Raw genomic sequence first — 15,174 nt, 5'->3', positions numbered from 1 at the left:
GAGAAACGAGCGCGCCGGATGAAGTGTCATTCATCCGCTTAGCCGCTTCTGTTAATTATCCAGGTCACGGATGGCGTTATGGAAATCATCCACATCCGAAAAGCTTCTATACACAGAAGCAAAACGGATATACGCCACCTGATCCATTTGTTTCAACTCTTGCATCACGGTTTCGCCCAGCAGGCGCGCAGGCACTTCACGCACGCCTAAACCAAGCACTTTTTGAATAATGCGGTCCAGCGCCTTATCGACATACTCAGTCGGCACCGGACGCTTGTGTAACGCACGTGTGAAAGACACGCGCAGTTTTTCACGCTTGAACTCTTCGCGGTTACCATTTTGCTTCACCACCTGCGGCAGATGCAACTCGGCCGTTTCATAGGTCGTAAAACGCTTATCGCAAGCCTGGCAGCGACGACGCCTGCGGATAGAATTTCCCTCCTCATTGAGTCGGGAATCCACCACCTGCGTATCGTCAGCACCGCAAAAAGGACATTTCATGGCTAAAAATGGCCGTAAAGATTATTTGCCGTAGACCGGGAATTTGTCGGCCAAAGCATGTACTTTGGCTTTGACTGCTGCAATCACTTCTGCATTTTCCGGATTATCCAGTACGTCAGCGATCAGGTTGGCCACTTGCTCGGCTTCAGCCTCTTTAAAGCCACGGGTGGTAATCGCTGGCGAACCGATACGGATACCGGAGGTCACGAATGGGCTCTCTGGGTCATTAGGAATCGCATTCTTGTTCACAGTAATGTGCGCCTGGCCCAGGAAAGCGTCAGCCGCTTTACCGGTCAAGCCTTTAGGACGCAGGTCTACCAGGAACACGTGTGACTCAGTGCGGCCAGAAATAATGCGCAAGCCGCGTGCCGCCAGGGTTTTAGCCATGGCACTGGCGTTTTTCAACACTTGCTCCTGATACACCTTGAACTCCGGTTGTGCGGCTTCCAGGAAAGCGGTCGCTTTACCGGCGATGACATGCATCAACGGACCACCTTGCAAGCTTGGGAATACGTTGGAGTTGATTGATTTTTCAAACTCGGCTTTGGCCATGATGATGCCGCCACGTGGACCACGCAATGTTTTGTGCGTAGTAGAAGTGACGAAATCAGCATGCGGTACCGGGTTCGGGTACACACCAGCCGCGATCAGGCCAGAGTAATGCGCCATATCGACCATGAAATAAGCACCGACTTTTTTAGCGATTTCAGCCATGCGTGCCCAGTCAAAACGCAGGGCGTACGCAGAGGCACCACCAATCAGCAGTTTTGGTTTGCACTCAATGGCAATGCGCTCCATTTCGTCGTAGTCAATTTCTTCTTTGTCGTTCAAGCCATAAGGCACGATGTTGAACAATTTACCGGACAAGTTGGCTGGTGAACCGTGGGTCAGGTGACCACCGTGCCCCAGGTTCATCCCCATTACGGTATCGCCTGGTTTCAGGATGGAGAAATACACCGCCTGGTTGGCCTGTGAACCGGAGTGCGGTTGCACGTTAGCATACTCAGCGCCGTACAGTGCTTTCAGGCGGTCAATCGCCAATTGTTCTACTTGATCAACAAACTCACAGCCACCGTAAAAACGCTTGCCCGGATAACCTTCCGCATACTTGTTAGTCAGTTGCGAGCCCTGCGCTTCCATCACGGCCGGGCTGGTGTAGTTCTCTGAGGCAATCAGTTCAATATGCTGATGTTGACGTTCGACTTCGGAAGAAATCATTGTGGCTAATGCCGGGTCTGCAACGCTTAAGTTTCTTGAAAAGCTAAACATGACGATCAAGTTTCCGTATCAATAACAATAAAGCGTAATTTTACCATGAGGCGACCATGGCATGCACCTTTAGCATCAGGCTCGCCAAGTCGGCCTGTTTTTCTGGGCTGATACGTGTGCTAGATGTGCATAGGGCCGATGCAAGAAGGCAACTGGTATTTATGTCAGGGATGGATGCGCCAGCATTGTACGCATTGCACCAAATCAGTGCACACAATCAAACAGTTGCTGATCGTGCAGCAGGCAAGAAAACCCTAAAATGAGACTATCTTATTGATTTAAATGTAATTATCAAACCTGGCACAGCTTATGCTTAGTAGTAACCGTAAGCGTATATCTCCAAAATCGCTCCCTAAACCCAACTTCGGTTGGGTTCTTTTTTTGTGGCCGCCCGCAACCGCCCATTAATGCTTGCGTGCTTTAAGTTGTTGCAGCGTCTGCTCGCAACCTGCATCCGTCACTTCCGGCGTACTACCCGGGTCAAGAAAAGGCAGAATCGCCGCAAATGGATTGATCAGCGCCAATAGCACACCTCCCGCAACGCGTGCAGCAATCGGCCCGGGACTGAGTGATACTTTCGGGTCGACAAACGGCCCGGTGACGAGGATGGGTGAACGCACCGTCAACGGTGAGAAGTTTTTCGGGCTGGCTTGCAACTTGAGGTTGAGTTGTTCCTGGCCCAGATTAATATCGCCAAGAATGTTCACGGTGGTCACCGGTGTGTCTATGATGGCGGCTTCTGGCGTTAGCACGCCCTGCTTGGCATGCCACCCCATGGCCGCACATTGCATGGGTAAGGGTTGATCGCCCTTGATCAGCACACCCACGGCTTGCGCAATATCCAGGCCTGCAGCTTCCACCACCAGGTGCGAGATTTCACCCTGGCGCACCATTAGCGCCAGCTGACCATCTAGCGATTTAAGTAACGCGGCCGTAGAGCGGCCATGGCCTTGCAACTTGGCTTTGCCGTTTAACTTACCCGAGATATAGGCTGGTGCCGGACTCGACGACTGTTTGGCTGGCGGCGTTTGCTTACCTGGCGCCTTGTTATCGGCAGGCGTCACTTTTAGCCATTGCTCCAGACGGATATCACGCACAGCCAACTGTATATCCCACTCAGGCGCAGGTGGTGGCGATAAATCGGCATTGCTGGAATCATGTGCATCAATACTCAGTGCACCTGTCAGTGTGCCTTGTGCGGTACTGGCCTCTAGTTCAGCCAGGCTTAATTTGTGTTTAATCAAGGTCAAACGCAATTTCAAAGGTGAAATCCGTTGCTTAAATGCATGACCTAAATCAACCGCATCCAGATGCACATCAATATCTGCATTCATCCGCCCGTAAGTCGTGAAATCCAGCGACTCGTCCGGGAACAGCTTGCCGGGATGCGCGTTGGCGGCCGGATTATCTTGTGTCGCCCCGAATGCGGGGGCCAAATCGGCCAGCATGAGTAGTGAGCCTTGCAACTTGCCACGCAGCATGGGCGTTTCAGGCGCAAAGTCATAGACAAACTGCCCGGATAAACGGCTATGCCCAATATGTGCCGAGGGAATATTCACCTGCCATTGGTCTATGCCTTTTTCAATATCGGCACTGACTTTAAACGAAGCGGTCCGTGGGAACGTCAGGTCAAGCAAATCGCCTACGTCAGCCAACGACGCGCCTTTGACTTCAACGTTGCCTTTCACGCGTTGCGTACCGAACAAGTCATACACCGCGCCACGAAATTGCGCATTAACCGCGCCATATTTCAACCAGCCTTGAGAATTAATAGGCGGAGACTTGCTCCCCTGGGTCGCCACTGGCAAGAAACCTTGTGTCACTAGCTCCCCTTGTATGGGCAGCTTGCGAAATTGACCATTCACTTTAACCCTGGATTCCGGCGTTGCCAGATGTTCGCCCTCCTCGGTAAAAAATGTCACGGCCAGTTGTGCATTAGTCACGGCATCGGCGACTTTTGCCTGGCCCTGATTCACCGCCAGTTGCTCAATCAGTGGAAAAGGCCGTGGCGAGCCACTATCATCCAGCTCAAACTCCCAACTCGCATGCCTGTCTGCACGGCGAAGCAGATAGGCATTCAGTTGATCCGCACGAATGGCTTCAATACGGTAAGGATCGGTTTCCTTGAGCGACCATAAATCACGATAACGCAACGCCAGGTCCAGCCCGTGTGCATCGACAAAGTAAGGCGCATCAAAGCCTTCTGGTGCCGCGAGCTTTAAGCCACCCACTTGCAGGCGGATGCCGCCCAGTAATTGCAAGCGAAACGGACGCTCAATCTCGACAGAGCGGTGCAATTTATCTTGCAGCAATTGTTGTAACGGTTGACGCAAAAACGGCCAGCCGGCGACTTCACACACGATCACGGCCAACACCAGCGCAAGCAAGCTTCCAATTAGCCACCTGATGATAGGTGCAGATTTTTTTGTTGTTATCTCGGTTTCATTCATAGCTTGTTATGATGACAATGATAGGCTGGACTGGCTAGTCCTGCATGGCTGACACGCGTGTAGGCCGATTCTGTCAAACCGGATGCGCACGGTCAGTTATAATGAGGGTAAAGATATCCTCAACTTAAACACTGGAGCCGATTGTAATGAAATGGACCGACAGCCAGCGGATCGCTGAAGAACTGTATGACAAACATCCTGACATAGACCCTAAAACCATCCGTTTCACGGATCTGATGCAATGGGTACTGGCGTTGGACGGCTTTGATGATGAGCCTGCCCATTGTGGCGAAAAAATCCTCGAAGCCATTCAACTGGCCTGGATAGAAGAGGCTGAGTAAATGACCACCTTCCTGCCAGCGTCCATTTTCAAAGCCTATGATATTCGCGGCATTGTCGGTGAGTCGCTGACGGAAGACATCGTGCGCCAGATCGGACTGGCACTGGGCACACTGGCACAAGAGCGCGGCGAGCACAGCCTCTGCGTGGGCTACGATGGACGCTTGTCGAGCCCAACCCTGGCCGCAGCATTAACGGCGGGCATCGCAGAAACAGGCACCAACGTGATTGCTCTGGGCATGGTCACCACCCCCATGCTGTATTTTGCGGCGCACTACCTGGCCCAGACCAGCAGCGGTGTCATGATCACCGGCAGCCACAACCCGCCACCCTACAATGGCCTTAAAATGGTGATTGCAGGTGAAACGCTCAGTAGCGAAGCCATTCAGGCACTCAAGCAACGCATTCTCCAGCAGCAGTTTGCCCAGCCACCACAGCCCGGCAAACAATCGTTTTATGATATTTATCCGGCTTACCAGGCGGCGATTGTGTCTGATATTCATCTGGCGCGCCCGATGCGGGTGGTCATAGACTGCGGCAATGGTGTCGCCGGCGCTTATGCACCGGCCTTGTTTAAAGCCCTTGGCTGCGAGGTCGAGCCCTTGTTTTGCGACGTGGATGGGCATTTCCCCAATCACCACCCGGACCCGGTTGAAGCGAAAAACCTGCAAGATGTGATACGCACATTACAAGCCGGTGAGGCTGAAATCGGCGTTGCCTTTGATGGCGATGGCGACCGCCTGGGCGTAGTCACCAAATCCGGCCAAATCATACGCAGCGACCGCCAGCTCATGCTATTTGTTGAGGATGTGCTGATAGAGCAGCCGGGCAGCAAAGTCGTATTTGACGTCAAATCTACGCGCCACTTATCCCCTTTTATACGCGAGCATGGCGGCAAACCGGTGATCTGGAAAACCGGCCACTCACTGATGAAAGCCAAAATCAAGGAAACCGGTGCCGCCATGGGCGGCGAGCTCTCAGGCCACCTGTTTTTTAACGATGCCAAAGCAGGCAAGCCACGCTGGTTTGGCTTTGATGACGGCCTCTACAGCGCCGCCAGATTACTCGAAATCGTCAGCCGCAGCCCTGATGCCAGCGCGGTGCTCGAAGCCCTGCCAGATAGCGTCAACACACCCGAACTGCAAATCGCCATGCAAGAAGGTGAGCCACATGCCTTTATTGCCAGCCTGCAACAGTCCGCACCATTTCCAGATGCACTTGAGGTGATCACGATTGATGGTCTGCGGGTGGAATATGCCGACGGTTTTGGCCTGATTCGCGCCTCAAACACGACGCCTGTCCTCACGCTACGCTTTGAAGCTGAGGATGAAACCGCGCTTATCCGCATTCAACAGGCGTTCAAACAGGTGTTAAGCAATACCAGGCCAGACTTGAAAATCCCGTTTTAAGCCACCATTGAATGAGCATGCACAATGCCACTCAAAAACGTTATTCACGCGGGCGCGGCCTGCTCTACACCCTCACCTGGCTGGCACTCGCCGCACTGGTGTGGGTGTTAGTCGATCGCGTACAACACCCCAACACCCTGGAGCAGATCGGCCAGCCAGAAGTCGTCAGCCTTAAACGCGGCCCTGACGGTCACTACAGTGCCGAAGCCCTGATTAACGGCGAACGTGTGCGCGTGCTGGTGGATACCGGCGCCACCGGCGTCGCCATCTCACAACATGTCGCAGATCGTTTGGGGCTAGCCAGTCGGGATGCGATCAATACACATACGGCCAACGGCAATGCCGTGTCTTACCTGGTGCGCTTGAAAACCGTGCAATTAGGCGGCGTGATCGCGCATGATGTGGCAGCGACGATTTCACCAGGCCTGGAAGGCGATGCCTTGCTCGGCATGAGCTTTCTGGGGAGGATGGATGTCAGGTTGTATCGGGGAGTGATGACGATACGAGATGGTGAGGCAACACAATAAGTTTGAAGGATTTACGTGGACAAGTGGCTTATCCACGTAAAATAAATACTAGGGTGCTTCAGCAGGGAGTGGCTTACCTTGTTTGACGATATTCACGGCCTGTGCAAAGCGTTTATGAAAGGTCGTTTCAGTTAAGGTCGTTGCCACGTTCACCGTTACACGGCGCTTGGTCACCACGGTGACCTTGGTGTCGTCATCTTTCACAGGCTCAACCCACGCGCCCATCACAGCCCCCCATGAAACCAAATTGACGCCACTACTCGTGAGCATATAGTGCTGATCTCTATGCTCCTCAATTGCGTCGGCTCCTTCCCATCTGAATACTGTTTTAGCAATTTCCCAGGCCTGTGCTTCGGTGACCGCATAATTCTTCGTCGTACCCTCCGCACCACTTTGTTTAACTTTGACAACATCTTGCATGGTCGAGCAACCAGAAACAGCAATCGCTAATGCCACCAAGGTGGTGCTGGCGATTTTTCTTGTGATATTCATTTTTATTCTTCCAAGTGATTAAGTAAAGATCGGTTAATCCAATCCGGCGAAACATTAGCAGATTTCAAGCAGCAAAGCCATGTTGCGCACACCTCTACTTTCTCACACCATATTCCAGTACAAAATACTGCGGATTGAGCCCAGCCAGTGGCACGCGCAGCTTGGCCAATTCAGCATCCGGGCCATGCACTTCAATACGCACCAGTGTAGAAACTTCGCCCATTTCATGCAGAATCGGGCGCAGATTGTCGAGGTGTGCCAGCAGTGCCTCCGCGTTCTCAAAGCCTTCGCGGCAATGGGCAAGATCGCCGTCAAAACTAAAGCCATAATACAAACAGCCGGGCTCACGCGATGACCACTCGACATACTTTTCACAGATGGCACGAAAAGTGGCAGTTTTGCCAGCATGGATTTCGAAGTAAGGAGAAACAGAACAGCAGGTATCTTGGGTGGCCATAACGTGATTATTATTGTTTAAAATTAATTCGCCAGCTCTGCGCCCTCAACCACGACGCGGAAAAACTGTAACGCAGCCTGGTCTTGAATCCGGATACCAGTTGCTACCGAACCGCGCTTGCCTGGCGCAATGCCGCCGGTAATCAGCATAGAGCGGGTCTGGTCCACCAAACGGCCACGGTTGTCGTATTGCAGCATGCGCACTTGCACACGCCCGACTGGCACGCTGCTATTGTTTTGTACCGCAGCGTAAACCATGCCGGTGTTATCTGCCAGCGGGCCGGAAGGCAAGTAGCGCGCCGGGTTGCGCGGCAAGTCTATGCGCATGGCGCGGCCAGCGGCTTCTTTGCCGATTTCGGAGTCTGAACTGGCGGCCAGCTGGTAATGTTGCAAGGCAAGTGCAGTTTCACCACGCCCTTCGGCAATCTGGCCTAGCAAGGCATAGCCAGGTGCAGTCGGCAGCAAGGCATTGGCTTTTTTCAAAAAAGGTTCGGCTTGCGCTTTTTTGCCATCATTAAACAAGGCAATACCGCTTTGCACATAGGGCTTGAAATAATCCGGCTGCATTTGAATCGCCTTGTCGTAAAACGCCAGCGCTTCCGTGGTGTTTTTCTTGGTCAGGGCAATATCGCCTAACAGCTCCTGAAAGCGTGCTTCATGCGGCTCAATACTGATGGCTTTTTTGGCCAGGGTTTTGGCTTTCTCGGCATCGCCTTTTTGTAGTGCCTCTTTGCCTTCATCATAGGCTTTATAGGCCTCGCGCGTGGCCATCAACTTGGCGACCTTTTGCGCATAGACGTCTTTGCCCATGTCACCGCCTGCACCCAGTTCTGCCAACGTTTTTTTGTTGTCATCCACCCGCTCTTGTGAAGGCGGATGACTGGCAAACAGGCCACTGATAAAGTCCTGCCGTTTGCCTTCACTCAGGCGCACAAACGTCTCTTGCAAGGTCACGGCTGCGGCCGGATCATAGCCGGCCAGTTTCATGTACTTCATGCCATAGTGGTCAGACTCTGATTCAGCATCGCGGCCATATTTGCTGGTAATCAGCTGACCACCCAGTTGTGCGCCACCAACAACCAGGTTGGCGTAATTAGAGTCTCTCGTGGCCAGGCCGACTGCCAGCATGGCCCCTTGCATAAACATGCCACGCTCCATGCCTTTGGCACCATGTCGCGCCGCCGCATGCACAATCTCATGGCCCAGCACGGCAGCCAGCTCTGCTTCGCTATGCAGTTCATAAAGCAAGCCACGGTTAAACGCGATTTTGCCGCCCGGCATCGCCCAGGCATTAGGCACCGAGTCATTGAGCACCACAAACTCATAGGGCAAATCGGGACGGTCTGATACGGCCGCCAGCTTTTGTCCCACCTGCTGCACATAGCGCGTCAGTTCGGCATCCAGCGTGTAATCACCACCTTGTGACTGGCGGGCAGGACTATAGTTTTGCTGACCCAGCTGAATCTCTTTGTCCTGCGAGACAAACTGGAACTCGCGCTCTTTGGTCACCGGATTGACGCCGCAGGCCAGTAGACCCACAGAAAGCAACACCGGGCAAAGAATACTTTTTTTAATCATTGTCATTCTGCTGTTTCCCCATCCAGCCGCTGCCATTCGGCCTTAAGTAATAACCGTTGGCTGCTGTCTGCCGGTGAGTTGCGGCAACTGCGAAATCTGGTGTGATACGCTGATCAGCTCCGCCAATGCCTCTTGTGCATCCAGCTGCTGCTGTGCAGCATCCTCAGTAAAGGCTTCGAGGTAAACGCGAATAGTGGCGCCTTCAGTGCCGGTGCCAGACAAACGAATCACCACACGTGAGCCGCAAGCAAACAGGATACGTAAACCCTGGCCAGTGCTGACTGAGGCGTCAACCGGATCGGTATAGCTAAAATCATCCACTGTTTTCACGGTATAGCGGCCAAACACCTGGCCTGGCAGGTTGGCAAATTGCGCCTTGATATGAGTGATGACGGCATTGGCCTGTTCGGTCGGGACGCCTTCGTAATCATGGCGCGAATAGACATTGCGGCCATACACTTGCCAGTGTTTGCGCACCAGCGATTCAACACTCTCGCCCGTCGCAGCCAGTAAATTCAGCCAACATAACACCGCCCACAAACCATCTTTTTCACGCACGTGGTCGCTACCGGTGCCAAAGCTTTCTTCACCACACAGGGTCACGCGGCCAGCATCCATCAGGTTACCGAAAAATTTCCAGCCGGTAGGTGTTTCGTAGCAGGCAATGCCGAGTTTGGCGGCCACCCTATCCACTGCACCACTGGTCGGCATGGAGCGCGCCACGCCAGACAAGCCTTTGGCGTAAGCAGGAATCAGCTTGGCATTCGCTGCAATCAGCGCCAGGCTATCAGACGGCGTGACAAAAAAATGGTTACCCAGAATCATATTGCGGTCGCCATCGCCGTCAGACGCTGCCGCAAAATCTGGCGCTTGTTCGCCATAGGCTATTTTGACCAGGTCTTCTGCATACGTCAGGTTCGGGTCCGGGTGACCTCCACCAAAGTTTTCCGACACTTCGCAATTCATCAGGCTATCCGTCGAGGCGCCCAAGCGATGAGTGAAAATTTCTTTGGCATACGGCCCGGTCACCGCATGCATGGCATCAAACTGCAAGCGATGGCCTGTCGCCAACCAGCGCTTGATGGCAGCGAAGTCAAACATGCTTTGCATGAGATCCGCGTAATCAGCCACTGAGTCAATCACCTCGACCTCAAAGCCATCCAGCGTGGTCACGCCTATGCTCGACAAATCCACTTCAGGTAAATCGATTAGTTTGTATTGTGTAATCTGTTTGCTATTGGCAAAAATGGCATCGGTGATTTTTTCCGGTGCCGGGCCGCCATTGCTGGTGTTGTATTTGATCCCGAAGTCGTCCTCTGGCCCGGCCGGGTTGTGGCTGGCCGAGAGGATGATGCCACCAAAAGTTTGGTATTTACGGATGATGTTGGACGCAGCCGGGGTGGACAGGATGCCGTGCTGGCCGACCAGCACCTTGGCAAAACCGTTGGCAGCTGCCATTTTAAGAATGACCTGGATAGCCTCTTTGTTATAGAAACGGCCGTCACCACCAAGCGTTAAGGTCGCATTGGCAGGAATCTCCAGCGTATCAAAAATACTCTGCACAAAGTTTTGCAGGTAATGGGCTTGCTGGAACACGCGTACTTTTTTACGCAAGCCGGAAGTACCAGGTTTCTGGTCAGAAAAGGGATTAGTTGCGACAGTTTGAATCGACATGCAAGCACACTCTTTTTTATTAATGGACTGCTTTGATTGTATTACAGATTCATGTCAGTTTTTTTGCTACACAGACGATTTCCTCACACTTTTTATCATTTCCCGTCCCTGCAAACTACGTAAAATCATGAGCTGCTTTTACGGATTCACTTCAGGGTGGTTTTGAAACACCGGCATATAGTGACAGTCATACAAGTACATCAAGCACGATGTACTACCAAACAACCAAAGGAGACTATCATGTGGACTAAACCAGCTGCTACTGAAATGCGTTTTGGCTTTGAAGTGACGATGTACGTCATGAACAAATAATCAGCACTTAATCTTAAGTATCAAGATTGCGCTGAACAAAAAACCGCCGGAATACGGCGGTTTTTTTATTGTCTGCCGCTGTGAGCTTAGGCAAGCTGCGACCACAACAGGTTGATACTCACTGCCATCAAGAAAACAGCAAAGATACGCTTTAACACCTTGACCGGCAAGCGCTTGGTCAACGCCACGCCTGCCGGGGCAAATAACACGCTAAGCGGTGTAATCAGCATAATAGCGGGCAAATAGAGCAGGCCAAATGTATCTGGCGCATGTGTCGCCTGTCGGGCAGCGTCTTGCAGATAACTCACCGTGCTCGCCAATGCAATCGGGAAGCCCAGTACCGCCGACGTACCAATCGCCTGTTTCACAGACACATTACGCATCGCTAGATAAGGCACCGTCAACGTGCCGCCACCGATCGACACCAGCGCAGAGATCACACCGATCAACAATGACACCAGGCTGATTTCCACCTTGCCCGGTACTTTGTGCTGGGTGGGTTTGCGATCCAGGAATAACTGGATCGCCGCAAAAAAAGTAAACGTGGCAAAAAACAGCGTCAAGTAAAACGCATCAAGGTGAATCGCCACCAGGGTTGCCAGCAAAGAGCCAATAAACGCCATCGGCACCATGGCCCAGACATACGGCCAGACGATATTCTGGTTTTTATGATGCGCCAGAATGCTGGAAAGCGAGGTAAACACAATGCAGGCCATCGAGGTCGCCAGCGCCATATGAAAAGCCGCATCAGCCGAAAAGCCCTTGGCCACCAGCATGGCATGCAACATAGGCACCAACACAATGCCGCCGCCTATCCCCAGCAAACCAGATAACACGCCAACCACCACGCCAATCAGGCAAAACAGCGCATATTGCTCAATAAAAAGTTGTATCCAGTCCATGCGACACTCATCCGTTGAAAGCGCAACAGTATAACGGCTGACTCAGCACCATTTGCATATTTTTCTTTACGCTGGCCTGCAATATTTTTTGTTACAATAATCAAATGAGCGATCAATATGTGAAAAAAGCAGGTGGCAGACGGGCGGGGGCGGGCCGTAAACCGGGCTCTGGTTTATACCAGGAAAGCACCACCGTGATGCGCGTGCCTGTCAGCCAGAAAACCGCGATTGGTGACTTGCTGGCGGTCTATGCCAAACAACAGCAACAACGGCAAAACAGGGAGAGTCTGGACAGTCCGCAAGTTTTCGCGTTTCCTGACAGTGCAGCACAACCGATGGCAGTGCCGCTCTATGCGTCCAAGGTACCCGCCGGATTTCCCTCCCCGGCCGATGACCATGTTGAGCAGCGCCTGGATCCTAGCGCATATTTGATTGACCAGGCCGACACCACTTTTTTTGTCACCATACAAGGTGAGTCGATGATAGAGGCCGGTTTGATGCCGGGCGATAAGGCGGTCGTAGATAAAGGTAAATCAGCCGTGGTCGGCGATATTGTGCTGGCAATGATAGATGGCGAGTTCACCATTAAAACGCTGGCCAAACAACAAGATGGCACACCAAAATTGTTGCCGGCAAACTCGTCTGGCCGCTATACACCCATCCTGATTCAAGCGCCCATGCAGTTTGAAGTCTGGGGTGTAGTAATAGGCTCATTCAGGCGCTTCAGGTAATAAAACAGTGCTGCGGGCAATAAAAAACCCGGCGCCTATTGAGCATGGGCAACCGGGTTTCCTGAACGCAGATGAACTTATTTGTTCATCACGTACATGGTTACTTCGAAGCCGAAACGCATTTCAGTAGCAGCTGGTTTAGTCCACATAATGATCTCCTTTTTTGATTCCCCGAACCGACCCCATGTCGGGCTCGTGTGAATGTATTATCGGCCCATGCCCCAACAATCCTGCTATTGCGGATCATGAACAACGTTTAGGGAATTTCATGAAACACCCCTCATGCAAATGAATATGCCAGCCTTGAATCAACCTGCCATCAGGGCGATGGCGCTTGTCGATGTGAATAATTTTTACGTCAGTTGCGAACGTGTGTTTAACCCCAAACTGCGTGACCGCCCGGTGGTGGTGCTCAGCAATAACGATGGTTGCATTATCTCCCGTAGCGCAGAAGCCAAAGCGCTGGACATCCCCATGGGTGCGCCGTGGTTCAAGGTACGCAAATATGCCGAGCAAGAGGGGGTGATTGCCTATTCGTCAAATTATGCTTTGTACGCAGACATGAGCAATCGTGTGATGTCGGTGCTGCGGCAGTTTAGCCCGTCACAGGAGGTATACTCAATTGACGAGTCATTTCTCGACTTGACTGCGTTTTCCAGGCGCGACCTGACCGCCTATGCACAGCAACTCAGGCAAACAGTGCTGCAATCGACGGGCTTGCCAGTGTGTGTAGGCATTGCCAGCAGCAAAACGCTGGCAAAGCTGGCGAATCATTGTGCCAAACAACACATCACGTTGAATGGCGTCTGTAACTTCAACACCATGCCAATCACATCGGTAGACGATACCTTGCGCGACATCGACGTCGGCAATGTTTGGGGCATAGGCCGCAATTTGAGCAAGCACATGCATGATGCAGACATTCATACGGCCTACGACCTCAAGGTCAGCGATGCGGCGACCATGCGCCAGCGGTTTAACGTGGTGATGGAGAAAACCGTACGCGAATTGAATGGCACGACTTGCCTTGAGTTAGAACAAATACGCGGCCCACAGCAGCAGATTCTGAGCACGCGCAGCTTTGGCCGTCCTGTGCGTGACTTGCAAAGCCTGGCTGAAGCCGTCACGCTATATACAACCCGCGCTGGCGAAAAGCTGCGCAAGCGCCGATTATATGCAGGCAGTGTCTACGTCTATATCCGCACCAGTCCGTTTCGCGATGCACAACAGCAATACGATAACAGCCTGCGCCTGCCGCTCCATATCGCCACCAACAACACCTTGCAACTAGTACAGGCAGCCCTGCTGGCGTTACGGCAGATCTACCGGCCAGGCTATGACTATATGAAAGCAGGTGTATCACTAGGCGAGTTGGTGACAGCGGAGGCGCAGCAACAAGATTTATTCCAGTCCACGGGCTCGCACGAGAAAGCAGGCCGCTTGATGCATGCCTTGGACACTATCAATCAAAAAATGGGCAGAGCCACCCTCAAACTGGCGAGCGAAGGGGTACAGCGCCAGCAACCCTGGCGCATGAAGCAGGCGCTTAAAAGCCCTGCTTACACCACCAGTTGGGACGCGCTATTAAAAGTGGACTAATCAGTCGCCAAACCTTAAGCCGTTTTGGATACAGACACCGAGCTAAAAGTGACCGCACTGATGACCAGCATGGCGCCAAGCAACTGCGCATGATTAGGGGGTACATGCTCAAACGCCGCAATAACCATGGTGGTGACCGGCACCAGGTTCATAAAAATCGCCGCTTTTGAGGGCCCAAGATGTGAAATGCTGGCATTCCAGAACAGATAAGCCAGTACTCCGCCGCCTAGCGACATCGTCAGCAGTGCAGCCCCGGCATGTATTGTCGGCACCACAACATGATCGCCATGCATGATGGCAGCAATGCTCAACGCCATCGCCCCAACGGTCATGATGCCCGCGGTATTGGCGATGCCGCCCACCTGTTTAGGCATCATTTTTTTGACCAATACGTTATAGAGCGCCCAATTTAGCGAGGCAATCAGGATATAGATATCGCCAACCGCAATCTTCAGTTGCGCGCCCGCCCCCAGCACCACGATTGCCACGCCCGCAATACCGATCGGGAATGCAAGCAGTTGCTGCGTGCTTGGCTTGTCGCGCAGAATCACATAGCCCAGCACAGCAGTGAGCAGAGGATTCAAGGCCATGATCAGGGCGCCATTGATGGCAGAAGATGTTTCCATGCCCAGAAAGAAAAACAGGTTGAATCCAAACACACCGACAACGCCCAGCGTCAGATACGCTTTCCAATGCTGCGCGGGAATCGCCTCTTTTCGCATTTGTGCAATCAAGACCATGACAGCCGCAGCCAGCACATAGCGGCTTGCGCCCGCGACATAAGGCCCCATTTCAGCAATGACCGGGCGCGCCAGATTGAAATTAGCGCCCCAGAAAATCGCTGCCATGGTGGCCATCAAATAGGTTTTGAAGTGATTCATTTAATTTTATATACCGTTCAATTTTTTTAAAGTGGCCGCATTTCAATGCCGCAA

16 protein-coding genes are annotated in these 15,174 nt (G+C 52.6%); 6 read left to right on the top strand and 10 right to left on the bottom strand.

Going from position 1 to position 15,174, the window contains the following annotated elements; all coding sequences use genetic code 11:
* Positions 1-51 precede the first annotated feature (51 nt).
* The 3 genes from nrdR to GQ52_RS09205 all read right to left on the bottom strand — a co-directional run bounded on the left by nrdR (position 52) and on the right by GQ52_RS09205 (position 4,220).
* On the bottom strand, positions 52-501 hold the full coding sequence (gene nrdR / locus GQ52_RS09220; RefSeq protein ID WP_019882994.1) for a transcriptional regulator NrdR: 450 nt from the start codon (positions 499-501) through the stop codon (positions 52-54).
* 21 nt (positions 502-522) lie between these two features.
* Complete coding sequence (gene glyA / locus GQ52_RS09215; protein ID WP_024929305.1) at positions 523-1,770, bottom strand: serine hydroxymethyltransferase; 1,248 nt, start codon at positions 1,768-1,770, stop codon at positions 523-525.
* A gap of 404 nt (positions 1,771-2,174) precedes the next feature.
* Positions 2,175-4,220 carry an AsmA family protein gene (locus GQ52_RS09205; protein ID WP_047517035.1) on the bottom strand — a complete coding sequence of 682 codons (2,046 nt, stop codon included), beginning with the start codon at positions 4,218-4,220 and terminating at the stop codon, positions 2,175-2,177.
* A gap of 146 nt (positions 4,221-4,366) precedes the next feature.
* On the opposite strand from GQ52_RS09205, the gene iscX reads away from it, so the two are divergent.
* The 3 genes from iscX to GQ52_RS09190 are packed head-to-tail and all read left to right on the top strand — an operon-like array spanning position 4,367 to position 6,495.
* Positions 4,367-4,561 (top strand): Fe-S cluster assembly protein IscX, encoded by a 195-nt coding sequence (gene iscX, locus GQ52_RS09200; RefSeq protein WP_019882999.1) that lies wholly within the window; start codon positions 4,367-4,369, stop codon positions 4,559-4,561.
* Positions 4,562-5,968: a phosphomannomutase/phosphoglucomutase gene (locus GQ52_RS09195; protein ID WP_047517032.1), complete on the top strand. Its 1,407-nt coding sequence runs from the start codon at positions 4,562-4,564 to the stop codon at positions 5,966-5,968.
* A gap of 11 nt (positions 5,969-5,979) precedes the next feature.
* A complete protein-coding gene (locus GQ52_RS09190; RefSeq protein ID WP_024929309.1) occupies positions 5,980-6,495 on the top strand; it encodes a TIGR02281 family clan AA aspartic protease in 516 nt (171 codons plus the stop codon).
* Between the two features lie 48 nt (positions 6,496-6,543).
* Here the strand turns inward: GQ52_RS09190 and GQ52_RS09185 are convergent, their stop codons facing one another.
* The 4 genes from GQ52_RS09185 to GQ52_RS09170 all read right to left on the bottom strand — a co-directional run bounded on the left by GQ52_RS09185 (position 6,544) and on the right by GQ52_RS09170 (position 10,695).
* Positions 6,544-6,987, bottom strand: a complete 444-nt coding sequence (locus GQ52_RS09185) for a hypothetical protein (RefSeq protein WP_019883004.1) — start codon at positions 6,985-6,987, stop codon at positions 6,544-6,546.
* A gap of 94 nt (positions 6,988-7,081) precedes the next feature.
* Positions 7,082-7,444 carry a putative quinol monooxygenase gene (locus GQ52_RS09180; protein ID WP_047517028.1) on the bottom strand — a complete coding sequence of 121 codons (363 nt, stop codon included), beginning with the start codon at positions 7,442-7,444 and terminating at the stop codon, positions 7,082-7,084.
* A 23-nt stretch (positions 7,445-7,467) separates the two neighbouring features.
* Positions 7,468-9,021 (bottom strand): M48 family metalloprotease, encoded by a 1,554-nt coding sequence (locus GQ52_RS09175; RefSeq protein ID WP_047517026.1) that lies wholly within the window; start codon positions 9,019-9,021, stop codon positions 7,468-7,470.
* Between the two features lie 42 nt (positions 9,022-9,063).
* Entirely contained in the window at positions 9,064-10,695 is a 1,632-nt protein-coding gene (locus GQ52_RS09170) for an alpha-D-glucose phosphate-specific phosphoglucomutase (RefSeq protein WP_047517023.1), read from the bottom strand.
* 240 nt (positions 10,696-10,935) lie between these two features.
* Here GQ52_RS09170 and pqqA (GQ52_RS14315) point away from each other — a divergent pair, with 240 nt between their 5' ends.
* Positions 10,936-11,007, top strand: a complete 72-nt coding sequence (gene pqqA, locus GQ52_RS14315) for a pyrroloquinoline quinone precursor peptide PqqA (protein WP_081624291.1) — start codon at positions 10,936-10,938, stop codon at positions 11,005-11,007.
* Between the two features lie 86 nt (positions 11,008-11,093).
* On the opposite strand, the gene GQ52_RS09165 is transcribed toward pqqA (GQ52_RS14315), so the two are convergent.
* Positions 11,094-11,909: a sulfite exporter TauE/SafE family protein gene (locus GQ52_RS09165; protein ID WP_047517020.1), complete on the bottom strand. Its 816-nt coding sequence runs from the start codon at positions 11,907-11,909 to the stop codon at positions 11,094-11,096.
* Positions 11,910-12,013: 104 nt separating this feature from the next.
* Here GQ52_RS09165 and GQ52_RS09160 point away from each other — a divergent pair, with 104 nt between their 5' ends.
* Complete coding sequence (locus GQ52_RS09160; RefSeq protein ID WP_047517017.1) at positions 12,014-12,640, top strand: LexA family transcriptional regulator; 627 nt, start codon at positions 12,014-12,016, stop codon at positions 12,638-12,640.
* A 77-nt stretch (positions 12,641-12,717) separates the two neighbouring features.
* Here the strand turns inward: GQ52_RS09160 and pqqA (GQ52_RS14110) are convergent, their stop codons facing one another.
* Positions 12,718-12,789, bottom strand: a complete 72-nt coding sequence (gene pqqA, locus GQ52_RS14110) for a pyrroloquinoline quinone precursor peptide PqqA (RefSeq protein WP_081624291.1) — start codon at positions 12,787-12,789, stop codon at positions 12,718-12,720.
* 133 nt (positions 12,790-12,922) lie between these two features.
* Here pqqA (GQ52_RS14110) and GQ52_RS09155 point away from each other — a divergent pair, with 133 nt between their 5' ends.
* Positions 12,923-14,239 (top strand): Y-family DNA polymerase, encoded by a 1,317-nt coding sequence (locus tag GQ52_RS09155; protein WP_081979334.1) that lies wholly within the window; start codon positions 12,923-12,925, stop codon positions 14,237-14,239.
* Positions 14,240-14,253: 14 nt separating this feature from the next.
* Here GQ52_RS09155 and GQ52_RS09150 read toward each other — a convergent pair whose 3' ends face one another.
* Positions 14,254-15,120, bottom strand: coding sequence for a DMT family transporter (locus GQ52_RS09150; RefSeq protein WP_047517014.1), 867 nt, complete (start codon positions 15,118-15,120; stop codon positions 14,254-14,256).
* Positions 15,121-15,174 lie beyond the last annotated feature (54 nt).

Source organism: Methylophilus sp. Q8 (genome assembly GCF_000800115.1).
Taxonomy (GTDB): domain Bacteria; phylum Pseudomonadota; class Gammaproteobacteria; order Burkholderiales; family Methylophilaceae; genus Methylophilus.
This window is presented reverse-complemented; position numbering and strand designations above follow the sequence as displayed.

Excerpts from the sequence above, each read along its gene's own strand:
- nrdR (WP_019882994.1), bottom strand. The coding sequence starts at position 501 with ATGAAATGTCCTTTTTGCGGTGCTGACGATACGCAGGTGGTGGATTCC.
- glyA (WP_024929305.1), bottom strand. The coding sequence starts at position 1,770 with ATGTTTAGCTTTTCAAGAAACTTAAGCGTTGCAGACCCGGCATTAGCC.
- GQ52_RS09205 (WP_047517035.1), bottom strand. The coding sequence starts at position 4,220 with ATGAATGAAACCGAGATAACAACAAAAAAATCTGCACCTATCATCAGG.
- iscX (WP_019882999.1), top strand. The coding sequence starts at position 4,367 with ATGAAATGGACCGACAGCCAGCGGATCGCTGAAGAACTGTATGACAAA.
- GQ52_RS09195 (WP_047517032.1), top strand. The coding sequence starts at position 4,562 with ATGACCACCTTCCTGCCAGCGTCCATTTTCAAAGCCTATGATATTCGC.
- GQ52_RS09190 (WP_024929309.1), top strand. The coding sequence starts at position 5,980 with ATGAGCATGCACAATGCCACTCAAAAACGTTATTCACGCGGGCGCGGC.
- GQ52_RS09185 (WP_019883004.1), bottom strand. The coding sequence starts at position 6,987 with ATGAATATCACAAGAAAAATCGCCAGCACCACCTTGGTGGCATTAGCG.
- GQ52_RS09180 (WP_047517028.1), bottom strand. The coding sequence starts at position 7,444 with ATGGCCACCCAAGATACCTGCTGTTCTGTTTCTCCTTACTTCGAAATC.
- GQ52_RS09175 (WP_047517026.1), bottom strand. The coding sequence starts at position 9,021 with ATGATTAAAAAAAGTATTCTTTGCCCGGTGTTGCTTTCTGTGGGTCTA.
- GQ52_RS09170 (WP_047517023.1), bottom strand. The coding sequence starts at position 10,695 with ATGTCGATTCAAACTGTCGCAACTAATCCCTTTTCTGACCAGAAACCT.
- GQ52_RS09165 (WP_047517020.1), bottom strand. The coding sequence starts at position 11,909 with ATGGACTGGATACAACTTTTTATTGAGCAATATGCGCTGTTTTGCCTG.
- GQ52_RS09160 (WP_047517017.1), top strand. The coding sequence starts at position 12,014 with ATGAGCGATCAATATGTGAAAAAAGCAGGTGGCAGACGGGCGGGGGCG.
- GQ52_RS09155 (WP_081979334.1), top strand. The coding sequence starts at position 12,923 with ATGCAAATGAATATGCCAGCCTTGAATCAACCTGCCATCAGGGCGATG.
- GQ52_RS09150 (WP_047517014.1), bottom strand. The coding sequence starts at position 15,120 with ATGAATCACTTCAAAACCTATTTGATGGCCACCATGGCAGCGATTTTC.